The following is a 23950-nucleotide window of genomic DNA, read 5'->3' as shown; positions in this document are numbered from 1 at the left end:
TGCATTAGAGGGAGTTCTTGTGACAACTCGTACTAAATCACCGCAGACTGATGCGGACGGCGCCGTCGTCGATCCGGAGCAGCTGCGAAGGGCAACTCTTGCCAGCTCCGTGGGTTCGGCCCTGGAGTACTACGACTTTTACATCTACGGCCTCGCATCGGCCCTGATCTTCGGCCCGCTGTTCTTCGCCCCGCTGGGCGAAAGCGGCGCCGTCATCGCCTCCTTCGCCACCTACGGCGTCGGCTTCGCGGCCCGGCCGTTCGGCGGCGTGGTCTTCGGGTACATCGGGGACCGCTTTGGCCGCAAAATGGTGCTGATCCTGACTATCGGCCTGATGGGCATGGCCAGTTTCGCCATCGGGCTCCTCCCCACCTTTGAGCAGGCGGGGATGCTCGGGGCGGTGCTGCTGGTTGCCCTGCGCATCCTCCAGGGCCTCGGTGCCGGAGCCGAGCAGGCAGGCGCCACAACGCTGATCTCCGAGGTGGCCCCGCGCCGCCGTCGCGGTTTCTTCGCCTCGCTGCCCTTCGTGGGCATCCAGCTGGGCACGCTCCTGGGCGCCGGAACCTTCGCCCTGATGGCCTTGGCGGACAAGGAAGTCCTGCAGGGCTGGCTCTGGCGCGTACCCTTCCTGGCCAGCGTCATCCTGATCATCATCGCCGTGTTCATCCGGCTCAAGCTCAAGGAGACCCCGGTCTTCCAGGAGCTCGAAAAGCACAAGGCCGTGGTCAAGAACCCGGTGGGCCAGATCTGGAAGCACTCCAAGAAGAACGTGCTGGTGGGCATCGGCCTGCGAATGGGCGAAAATGGAAACTCCTCGATCTACTCGGCGCTGCTGGTCTCCTTCATCAGCATGCCGGCCGGTGTCTTCGCCGGTGACAAGTTCATCGGCCCCACCGGTCTGCTGATCGCCGCCGGGTTCGCGGCGGTCCTGGTGGTCACCTTCGGTGCGCTGTCCGACCGCTTCGGGCGGGTTCCCGTCTACCGCTACGGCGCCCTTTTCCAGGCCGTCATCGCCCTCCCGGCCTTCTACCTGGTCACACTGGGCAACGTCACCCTGGTCTGGGTGGTCATGGTGGTGGGCATCGCCCTCGGCGTCCAGTCCATGCTCGGCCCGCAGTGCGCGCTGCTGCCGGAACTCTTCGGCTCCCAGCACCGCTTCACCGGCGTCGCCCTCAGCCGCGAAATCTCCGCGGTGCTGGCCGGCGGCTTTGCACCCATGATCGGTGTGGCACTGCTCGCCGCTACCGGCCACTCCTGGCTGGTTCCCGCGATCTACTCCCTGGTGCTGGCGTCAATCTCGTTCGCCACCACCTTCTTCACCCCCGAAACGAACGGCCGCGACCTGCTGGTCGTGGAAGACGCCAAATGACGCACGGTTCCATCGGCTTCGTGGGGCTCGGCCTCATGGGCGCCCCGATGGCCGCCAACCTGCTCGGTGCGGGGTGGCAGGTCAAGGGGTGGAACCGCTCCCCCGCAGCTGTCCGGGACCTTGAAGTCCTGGGCGGGTCCGGCGTCGGCAACGTCGCCGACCTGCGCGACGAGCCCGTCATCATCTTCATGCTCCCCGACCTTCCCTTCATCGAAGAGTCCGCGGCCGGCCTCCTGGCGGCATGGCGGACGGCGCCGCCCGCGCCGGGGACGCTCGTGGTGGTCATGAGCAGCGTGTCACCCGTGGGGGTGCAGGCGTTCGGCCTCGCGGTGGCTGAAGCGAGCGCCGGGAACGCCTCGGTGCTCGATGCACCGGTCAGCGGCGGCACGGATGGCGCGTGCCGGGGAACCCTGGCCATCATGGCAGGCGGCTCCGAGGCGGACTTCGAACGTGCGCTGCCGGTCCTGGAGGCCATGGGCGCGGCGGTCCGGCGGCTGGGCGGGCTGGGTGCCGGTTCACTCGCCAAGGCATGCAACCAGCTGGTGGTGGGAACCACGACGGCGGCACTCGCCGAAGCCGCGGAGCTGGCCGAACGCTCGGGCCTGGACGTTCACGCCCTTTTTGAGGTGCTGTCCGGCGGCTTGGCGGGCAGCCGGGTGCTGGACCAGGTGGGACCACGGCTCGCGGCCAAGGATTACACGCCCACAGGGCCGGCCAAGTTCATGCGCAAGGACCTGTCCTTCGTGCTGGACAGTGCACGCAGCGCGGGTACGGCCGCACCCACGGCGGCCGCCGGATTCGAGCTGTACACCCAGCTGGTGGCGCAGGGCCTGGGAGACCAGGACCTTGCGGTGGTGCGGCAGGCCGTCGCCAACCTCAGCGCCGCCGGCGCCGGGGAGGCCCGGGAATGAGCCAGCTGTTTGACCTGACCGGACGCACCGCCCTGGTCACAGGCTCCAGCCGCGGCATCGGGAATGCCCTCGCCAGGGCGCTGGCGGAAGCCGGCGCCACCGTGGTCCTGAACGGGATCAACGCGGAACGGCTCGCAGCGGCCGAGGCGTCGATGGCAGCGGATTTCGCCCCGGGCCGGATCCGCAGCTGCACATTCGACGTCACCCGGGACAGAGACGCTGCCCAAGGCGTTGCCTGGGTGGAGGAGAACGTTGGCCCCCTGGAAATCCTGGTCAACAACGCTGGAATCCAGCACCGCGTGGCCATGCTGGACCTCGACGTCAGGGACTGGGAACGGGTCATCAGCACCGACCTGACCAGCGCTTTCCTGGTGGGCCGCGCCGCAGCCCGCGTGATGGTCCCCCGGGGCCGCGGCAAGATCATCAACATCTGCTCCGTCCAGACGGACCTGGCCCGGCCCACCATCGCGCCCTACGTCGCCGCGAAGGGCGGGCTGCGGAACCTGACCCGTGCCATGACGGCGGAGTGGGCTTCATCAGGGCTGCAAATCAACGCCATCGCTCCCGGCTACATCCATACGGAGATGACGCAGAACCTGGTGGACGACGAGCAGTTCAACTCCTGGATCCTGGGCAGGACACCGGCCCGGCGCTGGGGAACCGCCAGCGACCTGGCCGGCCCTGCCGTCTGGCTGGCGTCGGACGGTTCGGCCTTCGTCAACGGGCAAACCATCTTCATCGATGGCGGCATGACGGTGGTGGTTTAACGGGAACCTGCACCCGGATTTCCGGGCGCGGGGAAGACGCCGTGCGACCTTCCGTGACGCTGCACGACGCCGCGTTGCGGCTGCGCGTCGTCCCGTTAACGCCTGCTACGGGAATCATTGTGGCCCCGCTGGGCGCTCCGTAATCTCGTCTCAGCACCCGCCCCAGCAAAGGAATCCCCATGGCAGACCCCCAAGACACCAGTCCGCAGAACCCCGGAAACTCCACCCGCATCGTCGCCGGCCAGGCCGCCCCCAAGCGCCCCCTGGGCCTGAAAATCGGCATCGCCGCCGCCATCCTCGCCCTCGTGGGAGGCGGCGCCGCCGTCGCCTCCGCCGTCAACGCAAACAACACCGCCACGGCACCCGCCGCCGAAGCGGCCCCCGCCGGGAACCCGGCCGCGGAACTTAAGCTCGGCTACTTCGGCAACGTCACCCACGCACCCGCACTGGTGGGCGTCAGCAAAGGCTTCATCAAGGGCGAGCTGGGCGACACCAAGCTCAGCACCCAGGTCTTCAACGCCGGTCCCGCCGCCATTGAGGCTCTCAACGCCGGAGCCATCGACGCCACCTACATCGGCCCCAACCCGGCGATCAACTCGTTCGTGAAGAGCCAGGGCGAATCCATCAACATCATTGCCGGCGCCGCCGCAGGTGGAGCGCAGCTCGTGGTGAAGCCGGAGATCAACTCCGCCGCGGACCTCAAGGGCAAGACCCTCGCCTCCCCGCAGCTCGGCGGCACCCAGGACGTAGCCCTCCGCGCCTGGCTGACAGCGCAGGGCTACAAGACCAACGTGGACGGCAGCGGCGACGTCGCCATCAACCCCACCGAGAACGCCCAGACCCTGAAATTGTTCCAGGACGGCAAGCTCGACGGCGCGTGGCTGCCCGAGCCCTGGGCCTCCCGTCTGGTGCTGACCGCCGGCGCTAAGGTGCTGGTGGACGAGAAGGACCTGTGGGACGGTTCGCTGTCCGGCAAACCCGGCGAATTCCCCACCACCATCCTGGTCGTCAACCAGAAGTTCGCCGCAGACCACCCGGACACCGTCAAGGCACTCCTTAAGGGCCATGCCAAGTCCGTTGAATGGCTGAACGGTGCCGCCACGGAGGAGAAGGCCACCGTCATCAACGCAGCACTCAAGGAAGCGGCCGGCGCCGAGCTCAAAGCCGATGTCATCGACCGGTCCCTCAAGAACATCGTATTCACGGTGGATCCGCTGGCCGGCACGTACCAGAAGCTGCTGGCCGACGGCGTCACGGCCGGAACCACCAAGCAGGCCGACATCAACGGCATCTTCGACCTGCGGGCCCTCAACGAGGTCACCGGCGAGAAGACCTCCGCCGCCAACCTCGGCAAGGAATAGCCACCAACCACCGAAGGGCTCCCGCCCGGCAGGAACGGCACCAGCCGTCCGGCCGGGCGGGCGCTTTTAACTTGTGGAAATCCTGCGCTTACCCGCCGGAACCGGGCGCCCGGCCGCCCCTAAGCTGGAGAGGATTCATCGGCAGGCGGCACAGGGGACGTTGGGTGGACGGTTCAGGCAGGGACGACGGCACTGGGCCGCGGGCGTCCGACGGCGGCCCGTTGCCAGGGGTGCGCCGGTCACCGAGCGGGAGGATCCCGCAGTGGGCCATCGACGAGGCGTTCGGCCGGCAGGCACAGCAGGCTCCCTGGCGTGCACCGGGGCCGGCGCACCCAGGACGCCCGGCGTTCGGCCGTGCGCGCCGGCCGTACCGGTCCCGGAAGCGGACACTGCGCCTGCTGCCCGCGCTGGGCGTGGCGCTGGTCATCTGCCTGTACTTCACGCCGTCGTTCCTTAACCGCGTTGTCCTTCCCTTCGCGGCACCGTACCTGCCCGAGGCAACGGTTCCGCCGCCCGGGTACGAGGCCGCGTCCTCACCCCTGGGGACTCCCCCGGCCAGCACCGGCTCCACGGCTTTCGTCCTGCAGGAGTCGCCCGATCCCGGCCAGCGGTTCGCCGCCTACGATCCATGCCGTCCGGTCCACTACGTGGTGCGGCCGGACTTCGCAGTGCCGGGTGGCGACGCCCTGATCAGGGAGGCAGTAGCCGCGACCTCGGCGGCCACCGGCCTGCAGTTCGTTTACGACGGCACCTCCACCGAAGCGCCCGCCGATGAACGGAAGGCCTTCCAGCCTGACCGCTACGGCAAGCGATGGGCGCCGGTGCTGATCGCCTGGTCCACCCCGCAGGAGTCCCCGGGCCTTGCCGGCGACATCGCAGGCGACGGCGGCAGCACGTTTATCCAGGCACCCGGCCAGCCGATGGTCCTCGCCGCCGGCCAGATCCGGCTGGACGCACCCGATCTCGCTGGCATCCTGGCCGGCCGCCCGGACGGAACGGACCAGATGCGGGCCATCATCATGCACGAACTCGGTCATGTTGTGGGCCTGGACCACGTCAACGATCCTGGCCAGCTGATGCACGCAGACAACATGGGCGTGGTGGATTTTGCCGCCGGAACCGCGCCGGCCTGGCCCTCCTGGGCAGCGGGCCGTGTGTTCCCCAGCTCTGACCGCCGGCGCGCCAGGGCCCGCCCGGGCCCGCCCGGGGCCGCGGATAGGGTATGCAAACCTGCGTAGCCGGGGGACGGCTGGCGGTGTTTTACTTTCCCCATGACTGAGTTGCTGAAGCAGCACCCCAACGAGCCGCATGACGACAGCATTGCAGCGCGCCTGAACTGGCTGCGCGCGGGTGTCCTTGGAGCCAATGACGGCATCGTGTCCGTGGCCGCAACGGTGGTGGGCGTCGCGGGTGTGACCAACGATGTCACCCCCATCCTGGTGGCCGGCGCGGCCGCCGTGGTGGGTGGCGCCGTCTCCATGGCGCTGGGCGAGTATGTGTCCGTCAGCAGCCAAAGCGACAGCCAACGGGCCCTGATAGAGAAGGAACGCCAGGAACTCCACGACGATCCCGACGGCGAACTGGAGGAGCTTGCCGCCATCTACCAGGCGAAGGGACTCACGGAAACAACCGCCCGGACGGTGGCCCTCGAGCTCACGGAGCACGATGCGCTGGGCGCGCACCTCGAGGCCGAACTGAAGATTGATGAGGCCAGCGTCGCCAGTGCCTGGCATGCTGCGTTTGCCTCGGCCATCGCCTTCACCGTCGGCGCGGTACTGCCGCTGCTGGCGATCCTGCTGCCACCGGCCGAAATCCGGATCCCCCTCACCTTTGTGGCCGTTGTGATCGCTTTGGCGGTTACCGGCACTGTCAGCGCCAGGATCGGCGGCAGCTCGAAGCGGAAAGCCACTTTGCGCCTGGTCATCGGCGGCGCCCTTGCCATGGCTTTCACCTATGGTGTTGGCCTGCTGCTGGGGACCACGGGGATAGCCTGAGTCCAGCACGCCTGATCCGGCGTTCCCGCCCCGTCCAAAGGAGCATTGCATGATGGAAATCGGCGGCCTTCCGGCCCACATCCTCCTGGTCCACGGAGTGGTTGTCCTTGCCCCGCTGGCAGGGTTGATGGCGGTGGTCTTTGCACTCTGGCGCCGGAGCAGGGCCTACCTGGCCTGGCCCCTCGGCGTCCTCGCCGTTGTGCTGGTACCGCTGTCCGTCCTCACCGCGGAAGCCGGCGAGCAGCTGGAAAAGGCGAAACCCGCATCGGACCTGATCAGGGAGCACGCCGAGCAGGGCAGCTTCTTCCGGTTCGTGACGGTGGTTTTCCTGCTGGTGGCGGCCGCGCAGATTCTGGCCGCGTTCCCCTCCGCCGTGAGCCGCTGGCAAGCACTCCGCGGAGCCGGGCGCCTGCTCGCGGCCCGCTGGCTTGTTCCCGCCACATCAGTCCTCGCAGTGCTTGCGGGGCTGTTCCTGATCTACGAGGCCGTGGTGACGGGCCATTCCGGTTCGGCGTCGGTCTGGAGCGGTGTCTAACCCAATAGCGCAGCGGGGCGGTGGTCGCCGCCGCGCATCCGCACCGCCACGACGATCCCGGACACCGCGGTGAGTCCGGCGACAGCGGCGACAGCCGCCGGAATTCCGTACAGGTCCGCGATGAGCCCGGCGAGCAGCGCACCTGCGGCGAACCCGGCGTCGCGCCACAGCCGGTAGATTCCGACGGCGCGTGCCCGCCACGCAGGGTGGGCGACGTCTCCGATGCTGGCCAGCAGGGTGGGATACACCATGGCGGTGCCGAATCCCAGGATGACGGCGGCCACGAGCCATGCCTCGAAGGTGTTGCCTGCCGCGACCATCGCCAGGGCCGCGGCCTGGACCAGCATGCCCGCCGCGATGAGCCACTTGCGGCCCCAGCGGTCCGACGCGGCACCCGTCACGAACTGCGCGGCCCCCCAAACGGCGGGGTAGGCGGCCGCAATGATGCCGATTTGGCCCAGGCTGAGGCCGGCGCCGGCGAACAGGACGGGAAAGAGGCCCCAGGCAAGCCCGTCGTTGAGGTTGTTGACCAGGCCCGCCTGGCTGGCCGCCGAGAGGGAGCGGTCTTTGAAGCTGGTGAGGGTGAACACCTGCCCGGTAGTCAGGTGGGCACTGTGCCCGGCGCCGGCCGTGCCGCGGGAGCCGGGGGTTCCGGCGGCCTCTGCCATGGCATGATCGCGGGTTTCCCGGACGGCCAGGACCGTCAGGCCCAGCCCCAAGGCGATATAGGCGGCCCCGAGCAGGAACGGTGCCGGCCGGAGTCCGTAGTTGGTGGCGAGGTAGCCGGTGGCCAGTGCCGTGGCGGCGACGCCGAGGTATCCGGCTGCTTCGTTAAGGCCCATGGCCAAGCCGCGTTGCCGGGGGCCTACGAGGTCCATTTTCATGATGACGGCGGTGGACCAGGTGAGGCCCTGGCTGATGCCGAGGAGCACGTTGGCGGCCACGATCCACCCCCAGGACGGGGCAAGGATCAGTAAGGCCGGCACGGGAACCGCGGCGAGCCAGCCGGCGATCAGCACAGGTTTGCGGCCGTACCTGTCGGAGAGTGTCCCGGCGAAGTAGTTCATCGCAGCCTTGGACAGTCCGAACGCGAGGATGTATGTCAGCGCGCCGGTGTAGAGGTCCAGGTGGAAGGCCTCTGTGGCCAGAAGGGGAAGGACGGTGCGTTCCTGGCCCAGGGTGCCGCCCACCAGCGCATTGACGGCAACCAGGAACATGAACTGGGCCAGGTTCTGCCGAAGGCCCAGCTCCGGGGGCCGCGTCGCTGCAGGGTTTTCGTGACGTGTGCTGCCGGGCATGCGGGGACTCCGTTCGGGTGGCATGAAGGAGCCCGGGCGCACTTTGGGGGAAGCGCACCCGGGCGTGCGCGCGCCCGTTCGGGGAAACGTGCGCGGGCTGGGCCCGGGCGGGAGGGGGGTCCTGTCCGGGCGGTCTGTGGGGTTTAGTGTGCTGCGGTGGCGGGCTGGGACTGCTTCCACATGGCCCAGGCGGCGTAGCTGCCGTCGAGTTCGACGACGTCGTATCCGGCGCGGCGCAGGGCGCTGGCGGCAACGGAGTTGCGGACGCCGGACTGGCAGTAGGTCACGATGGTGCCGTTGGCGGGAAGTTCGTCCAAGTGCCACATCACGCGGCCGCCGCTGAGCTGGTGGGAGCCCGGGATGTGGCCGGCCGTGTGCTCGGTCTTGTTACGGACGTCCAGGACCATGGCTGCGTCGAAGCCGTCCAGTTGTTCGGGCTGGATGAGCTCTGGGGTGGAGGTGGGCAGTCCCTCGATGCCGGTGACGTAACCGGCCACGTTGTCGATGCCCACGCGGACCAGGTGGTCCCACAGGTCCTGCGCCTGGTCCTGGTCCTTGGCCAGCAGCACCAGCGGGTTCTTGTCCGTCTCCGGGTTCACCACCCATGCGCCGTAGCTGGCCACGGACTTGCCGGCCGGAACGTTCAGGGACCGGGCCACTGTGCCCTGGTGGACTTCGTCGTTGGAGCGGGTGTCGATGAAGGTCAGGGTGTCCTCTGCGAGGGCCTTGGCGACGTCGGCGGTGTCCAGTTCCTGCAGCGGGGTGCGTTCGCCCATGACGGCCGGGCCTACGCGGTTTTCGCGCTTCATCCGGCCGAAGTAGGCGTGGGCGTCCGGCTGGCCGTCCAGGAGTTCGTCGATGAAGCCCTGCTCGTCGTCGGCCGCGAGGTAGGGGCCCCACCAGGCGTAGAGGCGTTCGTAGCCCACTGTGGAGGAAGGGATGGCACCCAGGGCCTTGCCGCAGGCGCTGCCGGCGCCGTGGGCGGGGTGGACCTGGACGTAGTCGGGCAGGGTGAGGAACTTGTCTCGCAGGCTGGCGAACAGCTGCTTGGCGCCTTCGAAGCGGGTGTCGATGCCACCGGCTGCTTCGTCCAGCAGGTCGGGCCGGCCCAGGTCGCCGGAGAAGACGAAGTCTCCGGAGAGCAGGTAGCCGGGCTGGTCGCTGAAGGCGCCGTCGGTGACCAGGAAGGACAGGTGCTCCGGGGTGTGCCCTGGGGTGTGGACTGCCTTGATGTTGATGTTGCCCAGGGTGATGGTGTCGCCGTCGTAGAGCCGCTCGCCCTCGAACTGGTACTGCCAGTCGGGTCCGCCTTCGCCGGAAACGTAGATCTTCGCTCCGGTGGCGGCGGCAAGTTCGCGGGTGCCGGAGAGGTAGTCGGCATGGATGTGGGTCTCGGTGACGGCCACGATCTTCATGCCGTTCTTGGCGGCGAGCTCCTGGTACACGGCGATGTCGCGGCGTCCGTCCACCACGATGGCTTCGCCCTTGGCCTGGCAGCCGATGACGTAGCTGGCTTGTGCGAGGTCTTCGTCGTAAATGCGCTCGATAAGCATCTGGTGCTCTCCTTCAGTTGAAAGGGGATTGGGAGGTTGTTCTGGATCCAGTATAGATACCCCTGGGGGTATCCAGCAAGTGCACTGGGGCCTATTCATTTGCCCTGTGGAAGAGCCTTGGCAGCAGGCGCAGGAGGCCTGGTGCGGTGCGGTTTTTTTGGCTGGTGCGGTATCAGGCGTGCTGGTGGCCGGCCTCGGCACGGAGCTTGTCCATGTCCAGGTTCTTCACGGCCTGGATGACTTCCTCCAGGCCGGTGGCATTGAGGGCGCCGGGCTGGGAGAAGACCAGGGTCTTGCCCTTGAAGGCCATCAGCGTGGGGATGGAGGTGATGTTCGCCGCGGCCGCCTTTCGTGTAAGCGTTTGGTTGCGGTGGGTTTGCCGGCGCCGCTACGGGGCAGGGCCTAGGTGGTGGGGAGTCCGGCGCGGGTCCAGGCGGTCATGCCGCCGGCCATGGTGTCCGCCTTGTAGCCAACGCCATTGAGGGCATCGGCCACGGCGGCGCTGCGGTTGCCGCTGCGGCAGACGGCAATCACGGGCACGGCGGGGTCGAGCTCGCCCAGGCGTGCCTGGAGCTGGCCCATGGGGATGTGCAGGGCGCCGGGGATCATGCCTTCGGCGACTTCGAAGTCCTCGCGGACGTCGAGGATGCGGGCGGTGGAGCGGCGCTGTTCGGTTTCGTTGATGGTGATTTCAGCCATGGTGGTTCTCCTTTGAAATGGTGGGTGGCTAAAGCTGGTGTTGCTAGCGGACGGGTTCGCCGGCCTGGCGCCAGGCGGCCATGCCGCCCCGCACCGAATAGGCGTCGTACCCTTTGGCGGCGAGGAGCCGGGCTGCGGAGGCGGAGCGGACGCCGGAGGCGCAGACGGCGATCACCGGACGGGTCTTCTGGATGCCTGCGGTGCTGCCCTGCAGCCGGTCCAGGGGAACGTGCTTGGCCTGCGGCGCCCGGCCGGTCCGCCATTCCTGGGCGGACCTGACGTCGATGAGCGTGGCCCCGGAACCCAGGAGTTCCTTTGCCTGGGCCACGGAAATGGTTTTGTAGGGCTTGCTGAAGGCCTTCTTGAGGGAATCGAAGAGTCCCATGGTGTTCTCCTCTGGGGGGGGTGGGTCAGGCGGTGACCGTGCCGGCGGTGACCCACGCCGCGACGGCGAAGATGAGTACCGCGAATGAAATGCGGATGTGTTTGTCGTGCAGGTGGCGGGCGAACCGGGCGGCAACGATGGATCCCACGATTGCCGGGATGGCGAACGCCAGGGTGGTGGCCCAGTCGATGGTGAAGCCGGCGGCGTGGGCGCTGAACCCGGCAGCCGAGTTGACCACGATGATGGCCAGGGACGTTCCCACGGCCCGCTTCATGCGCAGGCCCAGGAAGATGGTCAGCGCGGGGGTGATGAGGAAGCCGCCGCCCACGCCCAGCAATCCGGTGAGGAACCCGACCAGCAGGCCCACTCCCACGGCCTTGGGGGCGCAGGACCGGAATGCCCGGTTCGGCCCGGTGCTGCAGGACCCCTCGCTTTCGCGGGGCTTGCTGAGCATCCGGATGCCCGCGGCCACCATGATGACGGCGAAAGCCAGCATCAGGATGTTCGGGTCCAGCAGCTTGCCCACGGCCGCGCCGGCCCAGGCTGCCGGGATGCCGGCGCCCCCCACCAGGGCGATCACGGGCCAGTTCAAGCCTTCCCGCAATCTGGGGAGCAGGGCTGCTAGCGAGGAGATTCCCACCACCAGCAGCGAGGTGGGAATGGCCTGGGCGGGGCTCATGCCCACGCCGTACACCAGGGCGGGAACAGCGATGATGGACCCGCCGCCGCCCACTACGCCCAGTACGACGCCGACGACGAGCCCCAGACCCAGGGCCGGGATCATGCTGCCGCGCCCTCTTCAGCCTGCTGCACGGGAAGCTGCAGGATGGCGCTTTCGCGGGTGGGCTCCTTGGCGGCCTTGTTCCACGGCATGGCAGACAGGGCCTTGCCCATGGCGCAGGTGTTGGTCGCGGCCGAGAACGTCAGCCCGGTGCCGATGGCGCCGGCCAGCATGCGGACCTTGGGGGAGACGAACTTGCCCCCGGCCAGGCCCAGCATCACCAGGGAGCCTGCGGCCAGGCGGACCTGGCGCTCCAGGTCCCAGCGGTCCTTGCCCTTGACCACGTCGCCGCCGGCGGCGGCGAAGCCGGGAACCCCGCCGGTGAGCACGTAGGCGGTGTCCAGGCCAACACTGGCCATGCGCTGGCGGGCCTGTTCGGCGCGGACGCCGGACTGGCAGACCAGGACAACGCGGGAGCCCAGCCGGGCGGCGAGTTCGTCGGTGTGCTCGGAGAGCAGGGGAAGCGGCACGTTGTAGGAGCCGCGGATGTGCATGGACTCGAATTCAGCGGCCGAGCGAACATCGATCACCACGAGGTCCTGGTGTTCCTTGATCCAGGACTGGAGGGCCTCAGGGGCGAGTGCGGTAACGGCTGTTGCTCTGGAAGGGGATGCCATGGGTGGCCTCTCGGAAGGGGTCGGGTGGATACCCCACCGAGTATTACAGATACCCCCGGGGGTAGTCAAAACACCCATGGGGGTATATGGTTGGGGCGAGATCCCCCACTATTGGAGACCCGTTATGGAACTGAACCCCACCGAACTCACGCCCGTGATCAACCGCCTCAAGCGCGCCCAGGGCCAGCTCGCCGCCGTCACCCGGATGCTTGAAGAGGGGCGCGACTGCAAGGACGTCGTCACCCAGCTTGCCGCCGTCTCCAAAGCCCTGGACCGTGCCGGTTTCGCCATCATCGCCACCGGCCTGGAGCAGTGCATCGTCCAGAAGGACGAGACCATGGACCGGAAAGAGCTTGAGAAGCTTTTCCTCTCCCTGGCATAGGCCGACAAACCCCGGCGCCCATCCGCGCAACCACAAGGAGCACCATGACGTACACACTGGCCACCACTGTTCCCCTTCCCTGGTCCGAGGCGCTGGAGCGCACCCGCGAAGCCCTTGCCGCGCAGGGGTTCGGGATCCTGACCGAAATCAACATCCGGTCCACCTTCGAAGCCAAGCTCGGCACGGAGGCTGCGGACGCCGTCGGGGATTACGTCATCCTGGGCGCCTGCAACCCGTCCCTCGCCAGCCGCGCCCTGGCGGCCGAGCCGGAGATGGGTGCCCTGCTGCCCTGCAACGTAGTGGTGCGCCGGAACAGCTCAGCGGGCTCCACCACGGTCGAAGCGATCGATCCGCAGACCATGGTGCAGCTCAGCAGCAGCCCCGCCGTTAGGGAAGTGGCAGACGACGCCGGCACGCGCCTCCGGGAAGCACTCAAAAACCTGGCGGCAGGCTGATCACTGGCCGCATGGAAAGGGCCTGTACCCCTCCGGGATTCAGGCCTCTGCCTGCAGACCCAAGAAGGGCTGGTGGGCAGGACCGGCCAGCGCGGCCGCATGGGGAAGCCCCAGCCCATCCGGCAGTGCAGGAGCGGCCGCGAGCGCAGGACGCCGCAGGTACCCCTCGAGTTCACCCGCGGTGAGGCCGGCCGTCCGGGCCAGCGCCGATGCGCTGACGCTGGAGGCCGAGGCGCCGTGGAGAGCCGCACACAGGTCCTCTTCGGCGGCATCCAGCTCCCATTGCAGCTGTTCCAGCTTGGCGGAGGCCAAGGCAACCGCCTTCATCCATCCGCCAGCCTCCGAGGGAGCGTCGAACGCCTCCATGGGATCAGCATTGAAACCATAGCTGTCGGGCAGCGGCAGCGCGACGACATCGGCCAGGTGATCCTGGTTCCGACTCTGTGGTTCTGCTACCGCTGTCATGTCGCCCTCGATTGCTCGTTTACCTAATTGCTAGTTTGCCTAGTATTTAGTACCTCTAGACAATTGTCCAGCCGAAATGGCAGATCAGCCCCTTGCTACCTCGTCCATGGCGCGGCGCATGCGGACCAGGAAGGCGAAAACCGTGCCAAGCTCGTCGCGGTCAAGGGATTCGATGAGGTCAGCCATGGGGCGTCGGGCATCGTCCAGCGCCTGGACTTCCACCGCCTCGCTCAGGCCGGTGCTCCGCAGGAGGGAGGCCCGGCGGTCCGAGGGGTGGGGCTCCCGCACCACAACGCCTCCTGCCACCAGCCGGTCGATCAATGCGGTAATCGAGGCGGAGCTCAGTCCCAGCAATGCCGATAACTCCGTGGGGCGCATGCCATCGCCGCGACGCGTTGCCTCCCGGACGTAGCGCAGCGCGAGTACGTCGGTGGCACCGCGGTCCATGATGGGGCGGGTGCGGCGGAGCATGGCGGTTTCCGCGGCGCGGTACTCGCCCAGTGCATCGAGGACGTCGGTTGCGCCGATCCGCCCCACCGATTCCCGGGTGTCGACACTTCCCAATCCAATTGAAGGAGTCATGCGCCTTCCTCGATAGCCTAGTAACACGCCTGCCAAGCTAAAGATACTAAAGCATTCACCCTGAAGTGTCGATGTGGGAGCCAGCCCGGGGTCAGCCCTCCGGCAGCGCGTTCATCTCGGCCCGCGTGGGCGGGTTGGCTCCGGGCCGGGAAACCGTGACAGCAGCGGCGCGGGCAGCATGGGCCAGCAGTTCCGCCAGGGCTTCCGCGGGCAGTTCGCGCAGGTCCTTGCGATTCTGCGCGCCGTCCAGGCCGCGGTCCACGAGTCCGGAGAGCAGTGCCGCCATGAAGGAGTCGCCGGCGCCCACGGTGTCCGCCACCTCAACGCGCGGCGCCGCAACTGCGGCCTCGCCGGCGGCGGTGACGCCCCACGGACCCTCGCCACCCCGGGTCACCACCACCATCGCGGGACCCTCGGAGCCGCCGATGGCCAGCCACTGGCGCGCGGAGTCCAGGACGTCCCGCCCCGGGTACAGCCAGGCAAGGTCCTCATCCGAGGCCTTCACCACGTCGGCGAGGGAGACGAACTTTTCCGTGTGGCGGCGCGCGTAATCCACGTCGGTGATGATGCTCGGCCGGCAGTTGGGGTCGAAGCTGATGGTGGCATGCGGGTGGGCGTATTCGACGGCGGCCAGCACCTCGGTGGCACCGGGCGCCAGCATCGTGGCGATCGATCCGGTGTGCAGCAGCGTGGTGCCCTGGATCATGAAGCCGAGCCGGTCCGCTATGCCGGGAAGCTCCCAGGCGAGGTCGAACGTATAGGTGGCGGCGCCGTCGTCGTCGATTAAGGCGGTGGCAACGCTGGTGGGCAACTCATCCGGGCCCAGCGGGAGCATCACGGAGCTGGCGCGGAGGTGCGCGGCCACGGAATCGCCGTAGGCGTCGCGGCCGTAGCGGCCGATGAACTGCACCGGGTGGTCCAGGCGGGCCAGGCCCACCGCAACGTTGAGCGGGCTGCCGCCCATGTGGGCCTCGATTCCCGAGGCGCGCTGGACAACGTCAACAAGGCCTTCGCCGATCACTGTGAGCATGGTCATACTCTGCCAGAGAAGCGGGCGGGGCCGAATTCCGTGTCAGCGCAGCAGTTCACACACCAGTTCGCGGCACGCCAGGTAGGCCGGGGCGGTGACGTCGATCAGCGCGAAGTGGCCCCCGGGGACGCTGACGAACTGTGCGGGCACCACCGATCCGCGGGCCGCTTCCACGTAGCTGGTGGACATTTCCGGCGGCACGTCCTGGTCGGCTTCGGCGTGGACGGCGTATACGGGCACGTCCAGCGGCAGCGCCGCCATGGGGCTGGCCAACCGGTGCCGGCCGGGGAATTCCGACGACGGCCCGCCCAGCAGGTTGGCCACGGCACCGTTGCTGAGGTTGAGGCGTTCGGCGCCGGCCAGGTCAAGGACACCGGACTGGCTGACCACGCCGGTGAGCCGGACTCCGCGCTTGCCCGGAAGGCTGTCCGCTTGTCCGGTGCCCAGCTCCGCCACTTTTCCCCGCCCGGCGGCCCAGACGGCCAGGTGGCCTCCTGCGGAATGGCCCAGGGCCACCACCTTCCCCAGGTCCAGGGCGTGGGGTTCAGCGAGCGCTGCCAGCTGATCGATGCCCGCCAGGATGTCATCGAACGTGCCGGGCCAGCCGCCTCCGTTTCCGGCGCGCCGGTACTCCAGGTTCCAGGCGGCGATCCCGTGTTCCGCCAGGTCCCTGGCCAGGGGCTCGCCTAGCTCGGCGCCGTACTGAGCACGCCAGTAACCGCCGTGGATCACCACCACGACGCCCTGGTGCCGGGTCCCCGCGGGGAGAGCGGGGAGGAACAGTTCGCCCCACTGGCTGGGATCCGGGCCGTACTGGTAGCGGTGGCGTTGAATCATCTGCCGAGACTACAGGGGGGCGCAGGACGACACGGGCGGTTTCCCGTTTAGCCGGGCACTTTCCTGGGCACCCTTAAAACCATGGAAGAACGTGAAGTGACCACCCGGAATTCCACCGTTGAGGAGTGGACGCAGGCCCTGGCCGAATCCACCGGCTCACCTGGCGGCGGCGCCGGGACCGGCGTCATGCTGGCCGTTGCCGCGTCGCTGGCCTCGATGGTGGCCGGCTACACCGAACCCGGCGCGGACCAGCAGCAAACCGTGGACAAGCTCAGGGACCGTGCCCGGACACTGCGAAGCGAGGCACTCCAGCTGGCCGACGAGGATTCGACGGCGTCCCGGGCCTTCGGTGCCGCTTTCCGGCTGGAACCCGGCGAAGAACGGGACAACGCCATCCGCGAGGCCTCCGTTGACGCGGCGCACGCCTCCGCGGTGCTCGGCGCCCGTGCGGTGCAGGCCATTGACGATCTCGCCTGGCTGGCGGAGCACGGCAACAAGGCACTGATTGCCGACGTCGTTGTCGCCTTCGGCGCCCTCCGCGCGGCCGTGGCGGGAGCCCGGACCAACGTCAGCTTCGACCTCGGAACGCTGCGCTCCACCGGGGCCACCCTTGAGCAGATCCGTGAACAGCAGCCGGAACTGTGGGCTTCCGTGGAGCGCCTCACCGGCGCGCTGGAGCGGATCGACGCACTGACGGAGCAAATTGATTCCCGCGCCGCTCCTACGGATAGCATCTGACGGGGTCTGCTGCCATAGGCAGCGGCCAACGGCAGCAGTCAAAGGCTCCGCCAGGACCTGCCGCCCAAGGGGCGACGAGATTGAGGACAGCGGTGTGGACGGAGTCCTAAAGGGATTTTTTGTGGTGGGCGTGGTCATGTTCGTCGGCTACGTGCTGGGTAAGACGAATGCGCTGGGCCCGCAGGGCACCAAGGTGCTTTCCAGCCTCACGTTCCTGGTGGGACTGCCCAGCCTGATGTTCTCGATGATCGCCACCCGGCACATCTCCGAAGTCCTCAGCGAAACGGGCCTGATCTCCGTGGTCACCGCTGCGGCCATGATGGCGGTGTTCGCCTTGGTGGGTGCAATCGCCCGCTGGGGAGTCCGCCGCACCACCATCGGCGCCCTGGCCACGGGCATCGTAAACTCCACCAACCTCGGCGTTCCGCTGTCGCAATACGTCATGGGAAGTGCCACCTATGTCACACCCATCATGCTGTTCCAGCTCGCCGTGATCACCCCGATCGCGCTGACCATCCTGGACCTGACCAACCCGGACGGAACCAAGCCGTCCCTGCGGCGCATCCTCGCCACGCCCTTCCGCAACCCCGTGACCGTGGCGGCCATCCTGGGCATCATCGTCAGCGCCGTCGGCATCGAAATTCCGGCCCTGATGCTGGATCCGCTTAAGCTGATCGCCCAGGTGACGGTTCCGCTGATGCTGATCATCTTCGGCATGTCCCTCCATGGCCTCTCACCCCGGGCCAGCAGCAGCGACAGCGCGCCCACGTTCCTGGCCGTCGTCCTGAAATCAGCCATCCAGCCCGCCCTCGCGTGGGTCCTGGCCAGATACGTCTTCCACCTGGACGACTTCAACACCTTCGTGGTGACCGCCTGCGCCATCCTGCCCACCGGCCAGAACGTGGTCCTCTACGCTGTGCGGTACCGCGTGGGCCAAAGCCTCGCGCAGACGACGGCGGTCATCACCTCGGCGCTCGCCGTTCCGCTACTGCTCGGGGCGGCCTGGCTGCTGAACTGAGTTCCCGGCGGCGGACTTGGGCGCGGGTATAACTGGGTACCTGGAGCACAAACAACGGAGGTTTTTCCATGGCACGGATTCTGGTGACCGGTTCAACGGACGGGCTGGGCCTGGCAACGGTGGAAACACTGGCCCGTGAAGGCCACCACGTGCTGGTCCATGCCCGGTCCGCCCGGCGCGTGCCGGCGGTGCAGCACCTGGTGGACCAGGGTGCGCTATGCCTGGTGGGCGACCTTTCGGACGACGCCGAGGTCCGCCAGCTCGCTGACGAGGCCAACCGCATCGGCGGGATCGACGCCGTGGTCCACAACGCCGGAGTCCTGGACGGTGCCGCGCTCCTGCCCGTCAATGTGGTGGCGCCGTACCTGCTCACCGCGCTGATCCGCGGGCCGCGCCGGCTGATCTACCTGAGCAGCGGCATGCACCGCGGCGGCAACACCCGGCTCGACGGCCTGGACTGGTCAGGCCGCTCCGCCACGGCGTCGTACTCCACCACCAAGCTGCACATCACGGCCTTCTCCGCCGCGCTGGCCCGCCTGGTGCCCGGCGCCACCAGCAACGCCGTGGACCCGGGCTGGGTGCCCACCCGGATGGGCGGACGCTCCGCCCCGGACGATCTTGAGCTCGGCCACCGCACACAGGAGTGGCTGGCCACCGGTGATGACCCGGACGCCCAGGGCAGCGGCGGCTACTGGTACCACCAGCGCCGGCAGAGCCCGCACCCGGCCGCGGAAGATCACGGTTTCCAGGACGCCCTGCTGGCCCGCCTGGCAGAGTACACCGGCGTCACGCTGGACGCGCTCCACTGAACATCGGTTGCTCCGTAAACGCCGTTCTGCCGCCTGAAAAGGGCGTCGGACCCACACCGGCAGGGTTCCTTGGCCGAGCTTGCGAGGCTAGGGTGCCGGTGGGGAGCAATCGAGGGGGTTAAGAGACGCGCAGGCGCCGTTCGACGTCGGCCGTTTCCGGATACGCCGCCTGGGTGCCCCTGCGCGTGGTGGCCAGGGCCGCAGCAACGGAGGCAAACGCTGAAGCGTCGGCGAGGGCATCGCCGGCCGCAAGCCGTACCGCCACGGCACCGGTGAAGGCGTCCCCGGCACCGGTGGTATCCACCGCGTCCACCCTGGTGGGCTTCACAAACGCCACGGACCGGTTGGCGGGGGCGTCGGAATCCAGCACCACGGACCCGTGCGCCCCGAGGGTCACCAGCACCTGCCGGATCCCCCGTTCGGCAAAGCGTTCGCGGACGGCATCCCACTGCGCCGCGTGGGCGTCGGCACCCGGGACGGAGGCCCCGGGCCCGAGGAACAGCGCGGCTTCATGCGCGTTCACCAGCAGGACATCCACCAACCCAGCCAGCGCTGCGGGGATGTGGGCGTACGGCGAGAGGTTCAGCAGGACCTTTGCGCCGGCGTCGTGCCCAGCCTGCGCTGCCGCCAGGACCGTGGGCATGGCAACTTCCAGGCAGAGGCTGACGACGGCGGCGCCGTCCAGGACGTCCGCGGCCTCCGCCACGTCCGCCGGGGACAGCGTGCCGTTGGCGCCTGCGGAGATGATGATGTTGTTTTCGCCGCCGGCATCGACGGCGATCACGGCGACACCGGTGGGCTCGCTGGAGGTCCGCACCTGCCCTACGTCCACGCCGGCACCGGCCACCGAGGCCAGCAGCATGTGCCCGTTGGGGTCATCCCCCACGGCACCCACGAGGCTGACGTGCCCGCCGAGGCGGCCGGCGGCGACGGCCTGGTTGGCGCTCTTGCCGCCGGGGTTCACGGCGAAGCCGTAGCCGTGCACCGTTTCGCCGGGCTGCGGGAGCCGTTCGCAGTAGATGGTGAGGTCCGCATTGAGGGACCCGACGACGACAATCCGGCCACCGCCCGCGGAACCTGCGGTCTCGGCTTCGGTGCTCATTCGGCCACCTCGGCCTCAACCGGCTTGGGGATCAGCATCGATGCAGCGAACGCGGCCACCGTCAGCCCCAGGCCGACCACCACCACGGTGAGGTAGGAGGCCGTGGCATCGCCAAGGGACGCGGTTGCCACCAGCACGGCGGGCAGGATGAGGAAACTCAGGCCCGCACCCAGGTTGAAGGCGCCGGCGTTCATGCCGGGCAGGAAGCCGGGGTTGCCGGCGGGCGAGAGGACAACGCCGAGTCCGTTGAGCATGATGTTGACCGTACCGGCGTACATGATGCCCAGCAAGACCGTGCCGGCAATCATCATCGGCAGGCTGTGCAGGCCCAGGAACCCGATGACGGCGAGCGCTGCGATGCTGCCGAGCAGGCCGATGCGCAGCACCTTGGTGTAGCCGAGGACCGGTGCGAGCTTGCCGCTGAGCGGGCCCACCACCCAGCCCAGCAGGGCATACGGGGTGAGGATGATCAGTGACATCTCGGTGGGGCCCACCCCGAAGCCGGGCTCCGCGGCCTGGACATAGGCGGGGACGATGCCGTTGATGACGGCGAAGATGCCGGTCATGGTCAGGGTGGTGGTAAGCAGCGGAGCCCAGGTGGCGCGCTGGCGCAGGTGCACGGTTTCCACCATGGGCTGCGCGGCGCGCTGTTCGGTGCGCCAGAAGGCAAGGAACGCGGCGGCGGACACGGCCACCAGCGCCAGGCTCAGGATGAGCGTGCCGGAGTTGAAGCCGCCCACCAGCTTGGAACCTTCGTTCAGGGCGGTGAGCAGGGCACCGACGGCCACCACGATAAAGAACACGCCCACCCAGTCCATCCGGGTACCTGCGGCAGGCTTGCTTTCGGCGGCCAGGAACACGATGAGGGCGGTGGCAGCGACGGCCAGGACCACCATCAGCCAGAAGATGCTGCGGAAGCCGAAGTGCTCGGCGAAGTAGCCGCCCACGAAGGAGTCCACGCCCGCCACGCCGCCGTTGACGGCGGTGATCAGGCCCATGAGCGTGCCGTACTTGCGGGGGTTGCTGACGGCGGAGCGCAGCATGATGAGGCACAGCGGCACGGTGGGTCCGCTGACGCCCTGGATGATCCGGCCCACGAAGAGCCAGGTGATGTCCGGGGCGAGGGCGGCGATGACGGAGCCCACGGCCATCATCACCATCATGCCGACAAGCACCTTCTTGCGGCCCACGATGTCGCTCAGCCGCGGCAGGAACAGGGAGAACAGGGCGGCGGCGGTGAACAACCAGGTCTGCGAGAGCCCGATGACGGCCTGGTCCGCCTTGAGCTCCTCGCCCATGGTCACCAGGGCGGGGCTGAGCATGGAGGCGTTGAGCTGGAACGCCACGCAGGCGGCCAGCAGCGCGGTCATGAGGGCTGCGATGTTGCCGCGGCCGGTCCTGGTGTCAGTGAGGGTGGCGGCCATTTACTTGACCCCTCCGGCGGTGAGCTGGGCACTGGCCGGACGGACGACGTCGGACGCGGCGCCTTTGTTGTCCAGGCCGCCGGCGCCGGGCTCGCCGATGCGGACCAGCGCGTCGGTGACGAGGTCCCAGAACCGTGCGTGGTCCAGGTCCACGGCAACACTGGTGTGGCAGTCGGCGGGGGCCGGGGCGCGGAAATCGGCCACGGTCATGCCGAGGGTGAGGGTGCCCTGCAGTTCGATGTTGACCGGCACCTTGCGGGTGCTGACGATGCTGGGGTCGATGACGTAGGCGACAGCGCAGGGATCGTGGACGGGCGGGTAGTCGAAGCCCTGGGCGTCCTTGTACGTGTGGGCGAAGAAGTCCATGAGCTCGGTGACGAACTTCGCCGGCCCGGTGCCGATGGCGGCGATCTTCTCCACCACGTCCGGGGTGGCCAGCGCCTGGTGGGTGAGGTCCAGGCCCACCATCACCACGGGCCACTTCTCGTTGAAGACGATGTGCGCGGCCTCGGGGTCGATGATGATGTTGAATTCGGCCACGGCGCTCCAGTTGCCCACGTGATAGCCGCCGCCCATGAGGACCACTTCCTTGACGCGTTCCACGATGCGGGGTTCCTTGCGGGCGGCCAGGGCAATGTTGGTCAGGCCGGCGGTGGGGACCAGGGTGACGGTGCCGGGTTCGTGCGCCATCACGGTGTCAATGATGAGGTCGACGGCGTGGCGCGGGTCCAGCTCGATGGTGGACTCGGGCAGGGCGGGGCCGTCCATGCCGGACTCGCCGTGGATGTCCGGTGCGGTCTCGATGCTGCGGACCAGCGGGCGGTCGCAGCCGGCAGCGAAGGGAACGCCGGTGATGCCGGCGATGGTGCCCACGGCGAGCGCGTTGCGGGTGACTTTTTCGAGGGTCTGGTTGCCCACCACCGTAGTGACGGCCAGCAGGTCGATGTTGGGGTTGCCGTGTGCGAGCAGCAACGCCACAGCGTCGTCATGCCCTGGGTCGCAGTCCAGGATGATTTTCCTGCGCTCGGTGCCCTGGACCGGCTCAGGGTTCTGGAAGGTGGGTTCCATGGTGTTCTCCACGTCATTGGGGCCCGTGCCAGTTGCCTGGCGTCCGGGGAGTTGTAGCGTTCAGGAGTGATCATGGCAGCAGAATGTGGCCTACGTCAAACGCTTAACGTTGACGCAGGTCAAGCGCTTGACGTTCTGCGGTGCTTGGCGTCGTATTTTTATGACACGTCCGGGCTAAATCCGATGCAGCCACCCGCCGGCCAGACTAAAGGTTGAGCGCATGAGTGCACCAAAAGTGCAGTATGATGCACTCATGGATTCAAATACCTCTGCCCTCGCCGCCGCCATTGGAGGCCGGGTCCGGCTGGAGCGGCAGGCGCGCGGCTGGACCCTTGACCGGCTGGCCGACGCCGCCGGGGTCAGTCGCCGCATGCTGGTCAATGTGGAGCAGGGTGCAGCGAATCCCAGCGTGGGCACGCTGCTGCGGATCAGCGACGCACTGGGCATCGGCCTGCCGGCCCTCGTGGACTCCCCGCAGCCCAAACAGGTGACAGTGACCCCCAGCGGCGAGGGTGCAGCCCTTTGGACGTCCGCCGGCGGCGGCCGCGGCGTGCTGGTTGCCGGCACGGAATCGCCGGACGTGGTGGAGCTGTGGGACTGGACCATGGTTTCAGGGGACCGCCTGGACAGCGAGGCGCATGCAGCAGGGACCAAGGAACTGCTGCAGGTCCGCACGGGAACGCTCACCGTGGCGGTCGGGGACGAGGAGCACGTCCTCACGGGCGGGGACGCCATCTCCTTCCCCGGCGATGTGGCCCACTCCTACGCCAACCGCGGCCATGCGCCCGCGGTGTTTTCCATGGCCGTTTTCGAGCCCGGCGTGGGCTCCTCACCCCACCAGGAGGGCCCCGATGCGTGAGCTGAAAGCTCCGGTGCCGCCGTGGGGGCTGGCCGTCACCGCCATCCTGTCCGTCCAGCTGGGTTCGGCGCTGTCCGTAAACCTCATCGACACCGTGGGTCCGGCCGGAACCGCCTGGCTGCGCCTCAGCATGGGCGCCGTCATCCTCCTCATCATCGGCCGGCCGCCGCTGCGGTCCATCCGTCGCCGGGACGTGCTGCCGCTGCTGGGCCTCGGCATCACCACAGGCGTCATGACCATCGGGTTCCTGGCCGCCGTGGAGCACATCCCGCTGGGGACCGCCGTCGCCATCGAATTCCTGGGCCCGCTGACCGTGGCCGCCGTGCGAAGCCACAACCGCAAGGCCCTGGCCTGGCCCGCGTTGGCGCTGGCCGGCGTCGTGCTGCTCACCCAGCCGTGGCAGGGTGACTTCAACTTCACCGGAGTCGCCTGGGCCGCGATGGCCGCGTGCGGCTGGGGCGTGTACATCCTGCTGACGCAGCGTTTGGGTGATCGCTTTACCGGCATCGGATCGCTCACCATCACAGTGCCGATCGCCGCGCTGGCGGCTGCCGCCGTCGGGATTCCCCAGGCCGCCGGGCACCTGACCCTCGACGTCCTCGCGGCTGCCGCCGGCCTGGCCATCCTGCTGCCGGTACTGCCGTTCGCGCTGGAAATGCTGGCCCTGCGCCGGATGACTCCCGCCGCGTTCGGGACGCTGATGGCCCTCGAACCGGCCGTCGGCGTGCTGTTGGGGCTGCTCATCCTGCACCAGCAGCCTTCAGCCGTCCAGGTTGTTGGCATTGTGCTGGTGGTCCTGGCCGGAGCCGCTGCCCAGCGCGGCGGGCGCCGCCTGCGCAAGGAGGAACAGGCCAGCCCGGCGGACCTGGACTTCGTAGGCTGAGGCCTCCGGGCTGTGACTTCGCGGGCCG

At 68.4% G+C, this 23950-nt stretch carries 27 protein-coding genes and 1 pseudogene; 14 read left to right on the top strand and 14 right to left on the bottom strand.

The window, feature by feature from the left end:
• Positions 1-19 precede the first annotated feature (19 nt).
• The 7 genes from ACP3TD_RS01790 (at position 20) to ACP3TD_RS01760 (ending at position 6937) form a co-directional block, all read left to right on the top strand.
• Positions 20-1369, top strand: a complete 1350-nt coding sequence (locus ACP3TD_RS01790) for an MFS transporter (RefSeq protein ID WP_056077150.1) — start codon at positions 20-22, stop codon at positions 1367-1369.
• Entirely contained in the window at positions 1366-2280 is a 915-nt protein-coding gene (locus ACP3TD_RS01785) for an NAD(P)-dependent oxidoreductase (RefSeq protein WP_426765073.1), read from the top strand. The genes ACP3TD_RS01790 and ACP3TD_RS01785 overlap by 4 nt, the downstream gene beginning before the upstream one ends.
• Positions 2277-3047 carry an SDR family oxidoreductase gene (locus ACP3TD_RS01780; protein WP_426765072.1) on the top strand — a complete coding sequence of 257 codons (771 nt, stop codon included), beginning with the start codon at positions 2277-2279 and terminating at the stop codon, positions 3045-3047. The genes ACP3TD_RS01785 and ACP3TD_RS01780 overlap by 4 nt, the downstream gene beginning before the upstream one ends.
• A gap of 179 nt (positions 3048-3226) precedes the next feature.
• Positions 3227-4408 (top strand): ABC transporter substrate-binding protein, encoded by a 1182-nt coding sequence (locus ACP3TD_RS01775; RefSeq protein WP_426765071.1) that lies wholly within the window; start codon positions 3227-3229, stop codon positions 4406-4408.
• A gap of 164 nt (positions 4409-4572) precedes the next feature.
• Positions 4573-5646: a matrixin family metalloprotease gene (locus ACP3TD_RS01770; protein WP_426765070.1), complete on the top strand. Its 1074-nt coding sequence runs from the start codon at positions 4573-4575 to the stop codon at positions 5644-5646.
• Positions 5647-5679: 33 nt separating this feature from the next.
• Positions 5680-6402, top strand: coding sequence for a VIT1/CCC1 transporter family protein (locus tag ACP3TD_RS01765; protein WP_426765069.1), 723 nt, complete (start codon positions 5680-5682; stop codon positions 6400-6402).
• 49 nt (positions 6403-6451) lie between these two features.
• Positions 6452-6937: a hypothetical protein gene (locus ACP3TD_RS01760; protein WP_426765068.1), complete on the top strand. Its 486-nt coding sequence runs from the start codon at positions 6452-6454 to the stop codon at positions 6935-6937.
• Here ACP3TD_RS01760 and ACP3TD_RS01755 read toward each other — a convergent pair.
• The 7 genes and pseudogenes from ACP3TD_RS01755 to ACP3TD_RS01725 form a co-directional block, all read right to left on the bottom strand.
• Positions 6934-8235 carry an MFS transporter gene (locus tag ACP3TD_RS01755; protein ID WP_426765067.1) on the bottom strand — a complete coding sequence of 434 codons (1302 nt, stop codon included), beginning with the start codon at positions 8233-8235 and terminating at the stop codon, positions 6934-6936. The two genes, ACP3TD_RS01760 and ACP3TD_RS01755, sit on opposite strands and share 4 nt — an antisense overlap.
• A gap of 143 nt (positions 8236-8378) precedes the next feature.
• The gene (locus ACP3TD_RS01750; protein ID WP_426765066.1) at positions 8379-9788 is read right to left on the bottom strand and encodes an MBL fold metallo-hydrolase; all 1410 of its coding nucleotides are present in this window, start codon (positions 9786-9788) and stop codon (positions 8379-8381) included.
• 172 nt (positions 9789-9960) lie between these two features.
• Positions 9961-10134: pseudogene (locus tag ACP3TD_RS01745) on the bottom strand (thiol reductase thioredoxin); the annotation flags it as partial.
• 56 nt (positions 10135-10190) lie between these two features.
• On the bottom strand, positions 10191-10487 hold the full coding sequence (locus ACP3TD_RS01740) for a rhodanese-like domain-containing protein (protein ID WP_175317772.1): 297 nt from the start codon (positions 10485-10487) through the stop codon (positions 10191-10193).
• A 43-nt stretch (positions 10488-10530) separates the two neighbouring features.
• Complete coding sequence (locus tag ACP3TD_RS01735; protein ID WP_426765065.1) at positions 10531-10872, bottom strand: rhodanese-like domain-containing protein; 342 nt, start codon at positions 10870-10872, stop codon at positions 10531-10533.
• Positions 10873-10897: 25 nt separating this feature from the next.
• Positions 10898-11656, bottom strand: a complete 759-nt coding sequence (locus ACP3TD_RS01730; RefSeq protein ID WP_426765064.1) for a sulfite exporter TauE/SafE family protein — start codon at positions 11654-11656, stop codon at positions 10898-10900.
• Positions 11653-12270 (bottom strand): rhodanese-like domain-containing protein, encoded by a 618-nt coding sequence (locus ACP3TD_RS01725; RefSeq protein ID WP_426765063.1) that lies wholly within the window; start codon positions 12268-12270, stop codon positions 11653-11655. The genes ACP3TD_RS01730 and ACP3TD_RS01725 overlap by 4 nt, the downstream gene beginning before the upstream one ends.
• Positions 12271-12394: 124 nt before the next feature.
• Here ACP3TD_RS01725 and ACP3TD_RS01720 point away from each other — a divergent pair, with 124 nt between their 5' ends.
• A complete protein-coding gene (locus ACP3TD_RS01720; RefSeq protein WP_012630939.1) occupies positions 12395-12652 on the top strand; it encodes a metal-sensitive transcriptional regulator in 258 nt (85 codons plus the stop codon).
• 44 nt (positions 12653-12696) lie between these two features.
• On the top strand, positions 12697-13107 hold the full coding sequence (locus ACP3TD_RS01715; protein WP_426765062.1) for a DUF302 domain-containing protein: 411 nt from the start codon (positions 12697-12699) through the stop codon (positions 13105-13107).
• A gap of 39 nt (positions 13108-13146) precedes the next feature.
• Here ACP3TD_RS01715 and ACP3TD_RS01710 read toward each other — a convergent pair whose 3' ends face one another.
• The 4 genes from ACP3TD_RS01710 to ACP3TD_RS01695 form a co-directional block, all read right to left on the bottom strand.
• Positions 13147-13572, bottom strand: a complete 426-nt coding sequence (locus ACP3TD_RS01710) for a hypothetical protein (protein WP_426765061.1) — start codon at positions 13570-13572, stop codon at positions 13147-13149.
• 84 nt (positions 13573-13656) lie between these two features.
• Entirely contained in the window at positions 13657-14154 is a 498-nt protein-coding gene (locus ACP3TD_RS01705; RefSeq protein ID WP_426765060.1) for a MarR family winged helix-turn-helix transcriptional regulator, read from the bottom strand.
• Positions 14155-14245: 91 nt separating this feature from the next.
• Positions 14246-15184 carry a carbohydrate kinase family protein gene (locus ACP3TD_RS01700; protein WP_426765059.1) on the bottom strand — a complete coding sequence of 313 codons (939 nt, stop codon included), beginning with the start codon at positions 15182-15184 and terminating at the stop codon, positions 14246-14248.
• A gap of 42 nt (positions 15185-15226) precedes the next feature.
• Positions 15227-16021, bottom strand: a complete 795-nt coding sequence (locus tag ACP3TD_RS01695; protein WP_426765058.1) for an alpha/beta hydrolase — start codon at positions 16019-16021, stop codon at positions 15227-15229.
• Positions 16022-16102: 81 nt separating this feature from the next.
• On the opposite strand from ACP3TD_RS01695, the gene ACP3TD_RS01690 reads away from it, so the two are divergent.
• The 3 genes from ACP3TD_RS01690 to ACP3TD_RS01680 all read left to right on the top strand — a co-directional run bounded on the left by ACP3TD_RS01690 (position 16103) and on the right by ACP3TD_RS01680 (position 18586).
• Complete coding sequence (locus ACP3TD_RS01690) at positions 16103-16759, top strand: cyclodeaminase/cyclohydrolase family protein (RefSeq protein ID WP_426765057.1); 657 nt, start codon at positions 16103-16105, stop codon at positions 16757-16759.
• Positions 16760-16853: 94 nt separating this feature from the next.
• Positions 16854-17777: an AEC family transporter gene (locus ACP3TD_RS01685; protein WP_426765056.1), complete on the top strand. Its 924-nt coding sequence runs from the start codon at positions 16854-16856 to the stop codon at positions 17775-17777.
• A gap of 68 nt (positions 17778-17845) precedes the next feature.
• On the top strand, positions 17846-18586 hold the full coding sequence (locus ACP3TD_RS01680) for an SDR family NAD(P)-dependent oxidoreductase (RefSeq protein ID WP_426765055.1): 741 nt from the start codon (positions 17846-17848) through the stop codon (positions 18584-18586).
• A gap of 118 nt (positions 18587-18704) precedes the next feature.
• On the opposite strand, the gene ACP3TD_RS01675 is transcribed toward ACP3TD_RS01680, so the two are convergent.
• Genes ACP3TD_RS01675 through ACP3TD_RS01665 form a run of 3 tightly spaced genes read right to left on the bottom strand, consistent with a single transcriptional unit; the run spans position 18705 to position 22180 of the window.
• Complete coding sequence (locus ACP3TD_RS01675; RefSeq protein ID WP_426765054.1) at positions 18705-19688, bottom strand: ribokinase; 984 nt, start codon at positions 19686-19688, stop codon at positions 18705-18707.
• Positions 19685-21112 carry an MFS transporter gene (locus ACP3TD_RS01670; RefSeq protein ID WP_426765053.1) on the bottom strand — a complete coding sequence of 476 codons (1428 nt, stop codon included), beginning with the start codon at positions 21110-21112 and terminating at the stop codon, positions 19685-19687. The genes ACP3TD_RS01675 and ACP3TD_RS01670 overlap by 4 nt, the downstream gene beginning before the upstream one ends.
• Positions 21113-22180: a nucleoside hydrolase gene (locus ACP3TD_RS01665; protein ID WP_426765052.1), complete on the bottom strand. Its 1068-nt coding sequence runs from the start codon at positions 22178-22180 to the stop codon at positions 21113-21115.
• 253 nt (positions 22181-22433) lie between these two features.
• Here ACP3TD_RS01665 and ACP3TD_RS01660 point away from each other — a divergent pair, with 253 nt between their 5' ends.
• Together ACP3TD_RS01660 and ACP3TD_RS01655 are read left to right on the top strand one after the other, a co-directional pair.
• Positions 22434-23039 (top strand): helix-turn-helix domain-containing protein, encoded by a 606-nt coding sequence (locus ACP3TD_RS01660; RefSeq protein WP_426765051.1) that lies wholly within the window; start codon positions 22434-22436, stop codon positions 23037-23039.
• Positions 23032-23922 (top strand): EamA family transporter, encoded by an 891-nt coding sequence (locus ACP3TD_RS01655; protein ID WP_426765049.1) that lies wholly within the window; start codon positions 23032-23034, stop codon positions 23920-23922. Before ACP3TD_RS01660 ends, ACP3TD_RS01655 begins: the two co-directional genes overlap by 8 nt.
• Positions 23923-23950: the final 28 nt, after the last annotated feature.

The sequence above is a fragment of the Pseudarthrobacter sp. 1G09 genome, from assembly GCF_050038305.1.
GTDB classification, from domain to species: domain Bacteria; phylum Actinomycetota; class Actinomycetes; order Actinomycetales; family Micrococcaceae; genus Arthrobacter; species Arthrobacter equi.
This window is presented reverse-complemented; position numbering and strand designations above follow the sequence as displayed.

What these genes read in the sequence shown, in the direction of transcription:
- ACP3TD_RS01665 (WP_426765052.1), bottom strand. Translation starts at nt 22,180, where the DNA reads ATGGAACCCACCTTCCAGAACCCTGAGCCGGTCCAGGGCACCGAGCGC.
- ACP3TD_RS01765 (WP_426765069.1), top strand. Translation starts at nt 5,680, where the DNA reads ATGACTGAGTTGCTGAAGCAGCACCCCAACGAGCCGCATGACGACAGC.
- ACP3TD_RS01700 (WP_426765059.1), bottom strand. Translation starts at nt 15,184, where the DNA reads ATGCTCACAGTGATCGGCGAAGGCCTTGTTGACGTTGTCCAGCGCGCC.
- ACP3TD_RS01690 (WP_426765057.1), top strand. Translation starts at nt 16,103, where the DNA reads ATGGAAGAACGTGAAGTGACCACCCGGAATTCCACCGTTGAGGAGTGG.
- ACP3TD_RS01670 (WP_426765053.1), bottom strand. Translation starts at nt 21,112, where the DNA reads ATGGCCGCCACCCTCACTGACACCAGGACCGGCCGCGGCAACATCGCA.
- ACP3TD_RS01750 (WP_426765066.1), bottom strand. Translation starts at nt 9,788, where the DNA reads ATGCTTATCGAGCGCATTTACGACGAAGACCTCGCACAAGCCAGCTAC.
- ACP3TD_RS01730 (WP_426765064.1), bottom strand. Translation starts at nt 11,656, where the DNA reads ATGATCCCGGCCCTGGGTCTGGGGCTCGTCGTCGGCGTCGTACTGGGC.
- ACP3TD_RS01735 (WP_426765065.1), bottom strand. Translation starts at nt 10,872, where the DNA reads ATGGGACTCTTCGATTCCCTCAAGAAGGCCTTCAGCAAGCCCTACAAA.
- ACP3TD_RS01785 (WP_426765073.1), top strand. Translation starts at nt 1,366, where the DNA reads ATGACGCACGGTTCCATCGGCTTCGTGGGGCTCGGCCTCATGGGCGCC.
- ACP3TD_RS01780 (WP_426765072.1), top strand. Translation starts at nt 2,277, where the DNA reads ATGAGCCAGCTGTTTGACCTGACCGGACGCACCGCCCTGGTCACAGGC.
- ACP3TD_RS01755 (WP_426765067.1), bottom strand. Translation starts at nt 8,235, where the DNA reads ATGCCCGGCAGCACACGTCACGAAAACCCTGCAGCGACGCGGCCCCCG.
- ACP3TD_RS01680 (WP_426765055.1), top strand. Translation starts at nt 17,846, where the DNA reads ATGGCACGGATTCTGGTGACCGGTTCAACGGACGGGCTGGGCCTGGCA.
- ACP3TD_RS01655 (WP_426765049.1), top strand. Translation starts at nt 23,032, where the DNA reads ATGCGTGAGCTGAAAGCTCCGGTGCCGCCGTGGGGGCTGGCCGTCACC.
- ACP3TD_RS01760 (WP_426765068.1), top strand. Translation starts at nt 6,452, where the DNA reads ATGATGGAAATCGGCGGCCTTCCGGCCCACATCCTCCTGGTCCACGGA.
- ACP3TD_RS01695 (WP_426765058.1), bottom strand. Translation starts at nt 16,021, where the DNA reads ATGATTCAACGCCACCGCTACCAGTACGGCCCGGATCCCAGCCAGTGG.
- ACP3TD_RS01720 (WP_012630939.1), top strand. Translation starts at nt 12,395, where the DNA reads ATGGAACTGAACCCCACCGAACTCACGCCCGTGATCAACCGCCTCAAG.
- ACP3TD_RS01740 (WP_175317772.1), bottom strand. Translation starts at nt 10,487, where the DNA reads ATGGCTGAAATCACCATCAACGAAACCGAACAGCGCCGCTCCACCGCC.
- ACP3TD_RS01715 (WP_426765062.1), top strand. Translation starts at nt 12,697, where the DNA reads ATGACGTACACACTGGCCACCACTGTTCCCCTTCCCTGGTCCGAGGCG.
- ACP3TD_RS01775 (WP_426765071.1), top strand. Translation starts at nt 3,227, where the DNA reads ATGGCAGACCCCCAAGACACCAGTCCGCAGAACCCCGGAAACTCCACC.
- ACP3TD_RS01705 (WP_426765060.1), bottom strand. Translation starts at nt 14,154, where the DNA reads ATGACTCCTTCAATTGGATTGGGAAGTGTCGACACCCGGGAATCGGTG.
- ACP3TD_RS01710 (WP_426765061.1), bottom strand. Translation starts at nt 13,572, where the DNA reads ATGACAGCGGTAGCAGAACCACAGAGTCGGAACCAGGATCACCTGGCC.
- ACP3TD_RS01725 (WP_426765063.1), bottom strand. Translation starts at nt 12,270, where the DNA reads ATGGCATCCCCTTCCAGAGCAACAGCCGTTACCGCACTCGCCCCTGAG.
- ACP3TD_RS01675 (WP_426765054.1), bottom strand. Translation starts at nt 19,688, where the DNA reads ATGAGCACCGAAGCCGAGACCGCAGGTTCCGCGGGCGGTGGCCGGATT.
- ACP3TD_RS01660 (WP_426765051.1), top strand. Translation starts at nt 22,434, where the DNA reads ATGGATTCAAATACCTCTGCCCTCGCCGCCGCCATTGGAGGCCGGGTC.